This is a genomic window from Nocardiopsis listeri, from assembly GCF_020741345.1.
Taxonomy (GTDB): domain Bacteria; phylum Actinomycetota; class Actinomycetes; order Streptosporangiales; family Streptosporangiaceae; genus Nocardiopsis; species Nocardiopsis listeri_A.
In genome coordinates, this window is sequence record NZ_DYZD01000245.1 from 1 (window position 1) to 3,308 (window position 3,308).

The 3,308-nt window shown below is 67.8% G+C and carries 4 protein-coding genes and 1 tRNA gene; 1 reads left to right on the forward strand and 4 read right to left on the reverse strand.

What is annotated here, in order from left to right; translation table 11 throughout:
- Nucleotide 1: 1 nt before the first annotated feature.
- From K8V84_RS12980 to nadD, 4 genes are all read right to left on the reverse strand, one after another.
- Nucleotides 2-74, reverse strand: a tRNA-Ala gene (locus K8V84_RS12980).
- Between the two features lie 77 nt (nt 75-151).
- Entirely contained in the window at nt 152-778 is a 627-nt protein-coding gene (locus K8V84_RS12985) for a histidine phosphatase family protein (RefSeq protein ID WP_304074486.1), read from the reverse strand.
- Nucleotides 779-825: 47 nt separating this feature from the next.
- On the reverse strand, nt 826-1,221 hold the full coding sequence (gene rsfS, locus K8V84_RS12990; RefSeq protein WP_304074487.1) for a ribosome silencing factor: 396 nt from the start codon (nt 1,219-1,221) through the stop codon (nt 826-828).
- Between the two features lie 59 nt (nt 1,222-1,280).
- Nucleotides 1,281-1,895 (reverse strand): nicotinate-nucleotide adenylyltransferase, encoded by a 615-nt coding sequence (gene nadD / locus K8V84_RS12995; RefSeq protein WP_304074490.1) that lies wholly within the window; start codon nt 1,893-1,895, stop codon nt 1,281-1,283.
- A 280-nt stretch (nt 1,896-2,175) separates the two neighbouring features.
- Between nadD and K8V84_RS13000 the strand changes: the two genes are divergently transcribed.
- Nucleotides 2,176-3,258, forward strand: a complete 1,083-nt coding sequence (locus K8V84_RS13000; RefSeq protein ID WP_304074489.1) for a M48 family metallopeptidase — start codon at nt 2,176-2,178, stop codon at nt 3,256-3,258.
- Nucleotides 3,259-3,308 lie beyond the last annotated feature (50 nt).

Consider the following 3,308-nt stretch of genomic DNA (forward strand, 5'->3'; position numbering starts at 1 on the left):
GTGGAGCTATGGGGATTCGAACCCCAGACCTCCTCCATGCCATGGAGGCGCGCTACCAACTGCGCCATAGCCCCTTATCGGGAGTCGTCGGGGCTTCGCCCTTTCGACTCCCTGAACTTTAGCGGATGATCGGCCGTTCGTCGAAACGGAATCAGGCGTCGTCGCTGAGGACGACGGGCTCGGGGAGGCTTGCGGCGTTGTGTTCCATGAGACGCCAGGTGTCACCGCGGGCCTGGAGCACGGACCAGTTGCAGTTGCCGAGCGGCCCGAGGAGCTCGCGGCGTTCGTCGGGGATGTCGAGCATGCGCGAGATCCCCACGCGCAGGGCCGCACCGTGGCTGACCATGACGAGCAGGCCGCCGGCGGGGGTCTTGGCCAGACCCCGCTCGATGGCCGCGCGCATGCGGTCGCCGACGTCGGCGATGGCCTCACCGTCGGGGATGTCCATGGTCGGGTGCTGGGCGGGGTAGAGCTCGGCGAGCTCGGTGGCGGTGTGCCCTTCCCAGGATCCGCCGTAGCGTTCGCGCAGGCCCTTGTCGAACTCCACCGGAAGCCCGCAGGCGCCTCCGAGGTATCCGGCGGTGTCGGCGGCGCGTTTGAGGTCGGACGCGACGATGAGGGCGGGGTTCAAGGTCGCGAGCAGCCGACCGGCCCGTTCGGCCTGAGCGTGGCCGACCGGGTCGAGGTCGATGTCGGTCTGCCCCTGGAATCGTTTCTCGACGTTCCAGGAGGTGCGTCCGTGCCGCCAGAACAGCACACGAGGGGTGGTGTCACTCACGTGGTGTGTCTCTCTTGTCCGGCGGCCGCTGCGGCCGCGTGGGCTTGCTACTCGTCCAGCGGGGTGCGTTCGGCCCCGCGGGAGCCTTCGGGGAGCTCGATCTCGGGGCAGTCCTTCCAGAGGCGTTCGAGCCCGTAGAAGCCGCGCTCCTCCTCGTGCTGGACGTGCACGATGATCTCCGCGTAGTCCAGCAGGACCCAGCGGCCGTCACGCTCGCCCTCGCGGCGGACGGGCTTGGCGCCGGACTTGATGCGCAGCTGGTCCTCGACCTCGTCGACGATGGCGCGGACCTGGCGGTCGTTGGGCGCCGAGCACAGCACGAAGGCGTCGGTGATGACGAGCTGGTCGCTGACGTCGTAGGCGATGATCTCCTGGCCGAGCTTGTCGGAGGCGGCCTCTGCGGCGACCTTGACCAGTTCCACTGCCCTGTCGGTGGCTGTCACGTTGTGGTTGCTGCCTTCACTTGATCGGGTGCGACCGGTGACGGTTGTGGTCCGTCACCTCATGGCTCCAGGTAGAGCCCGGTCTTGTGGATGTAGCGGACGATGCCGTCGGGCACCAGGTACCAGATGGGCTCGCCCTTGCGGACGCGTTCGCGGCACTCGGTCGAGGAGATGGCGAGCGCGGGAACCTCCACCAGGGAGACCTTGCCTTCGGGAAGGCCGGTGTCGCTGAGGTGGTGTCCGGGCCGGTTACAGCCTACGAAATGCGCGAGGTCGAAGAGTTCGTCGACGTTGTGCCAGCTGAGGATCGCGCCGAGGGCGTCGGCTCCGGTGATGAAGTACAACTCCACGTCGGGCCCGTAGGAGGCGCGCATCTGGCGGAGGGTGTCGATGGTGTAGGTCGGCCCGGAACGATCGATCTCGGCGCGATCGACCCGGAATTGGGGGTTCTCGGCCGTGGCGATGACCGTCATCAGGTAGCGGTCCTCTGAGGGCGTGACCTTGGCGGGGTCCTTCTGCCAGGGTTGCCCGGTGGGTACGAAGACGACCTCGTCGAGACCGAAGAGGTGGGCGACCTCACTGGCGGCCACGAGGTGACCGTGGTGGATGGGGTCGAAGGTTCCACCCATGATGCCGACCTTGGTCGGGGGCGTTCCGACCCGTCTCCGTCTCAGCGCGGTCTCGTCCTGATGGGAGGCGCCGGTGGCCTGGTCCGTCACTGTGCGCTCCGTTTCGCCGTGTCACTGCCGTGGTAGCCGGTTTCGGCCACCCGAGAGTAGCCGACCCCGGGCACCGGAGGTCGGCCGCGTGTCTTGTCACTATCGCCCTGAACTGCTCGAACAAGGCGCGTGCCCGCTTCCTTCCCCGCAGGTCGTGAAGGATGCGCACGAACGCGTCATATCTCGTTGGCCGTAAACCGTGGCCAAGCCGCATCGTGACGCATAGCATGCCGATATGGCCAACTCACCAGATCGCGCCCGTGTCCGGCTCACCGATATCTCCGCGCGTGCCTATGAACACCCCGCCGACCGGGGCGCCCTGGTGGCGCTGCGCTCCCTGACGGGTTTCGACACCCTCGTCAAGTCCGTGTTCGGGCGGATCAACGAGCGTTCCCTGCGCCTGATGTTCCTGTCCAGCGCCGTGCGGGTCAGCCCCACCCAGTTCCCGGAACTGCACGACTACCTGCGCGACGCAGCCTACGTCCTGGACCTGGACGAGGTGCCCGAGCTCTACGTCAAGATGGACCCCCAGCCCAACGCCATGGCGATCGGCCGCAAGAAGCCGTTCATCGTCATGACGACCGGCCTGTTCGACCTGTTCGACGCCGAGGAGAAGCGGTTCGTCATCGGCCACGAGGTCGGGCACGTGCTCAGTGGCCACGCCATCTACCGCACGTTGCTGCTGTTGCTGGTGTGGCTGTCCACCAAGATCATGTGGATTCCGTTGGGCGCCATCGCCATCCAGGCGATCCTGGCGGGGCTGCGGGAATGGCAGCGAAAGTCCGAGCTGTCCAGTGATCGGGCCGGACTGCTCACCTGCCAGAACCCGGACGCCGCCAAGCGCGCCCTGATGAAGCTCGCCGGTGGTTCCAACCTGTCCCAGATGAACCCCGACGCGTTCATGGAGCAGGCCCGCGAGTACGAGGCCGGTGGCGACGCCGTGGACAGCGTGCTGAAGCTGATGACCACCGTTCCGGCGACACACCCCTTCGCGGTGGTCCGGGTGGCCGAGCTGCACCGGTGGGCGGAGAGCGGCGAGTACCAGCGCATCATCGACGGCGACTACCCCCGTCGCTCCACCGACCGCGACGCCAACGTCACCGAGGAGGCGGGCAACGCGGCCAGGTCCTACCGGGACGAGTGGAACCGCACCGGCGACCCCCTGGTCAGTACCCTGCGCGGGGTGGCCGGCGGTGCCGGACGTGCGGGCGGCCGCATCTTCGACTCCATGGCCGACCGCTGGCGCAACGGCGGGAACCAGGGCGGTACCCAGGGCGGGTCCGGTTCGGGTGGCACGAACGGCTCGAACGACAACTGACCTCGGTCCGAACACGGTCGTGGCCGCCGGCGGGGGCGGAGGGGCCGAGT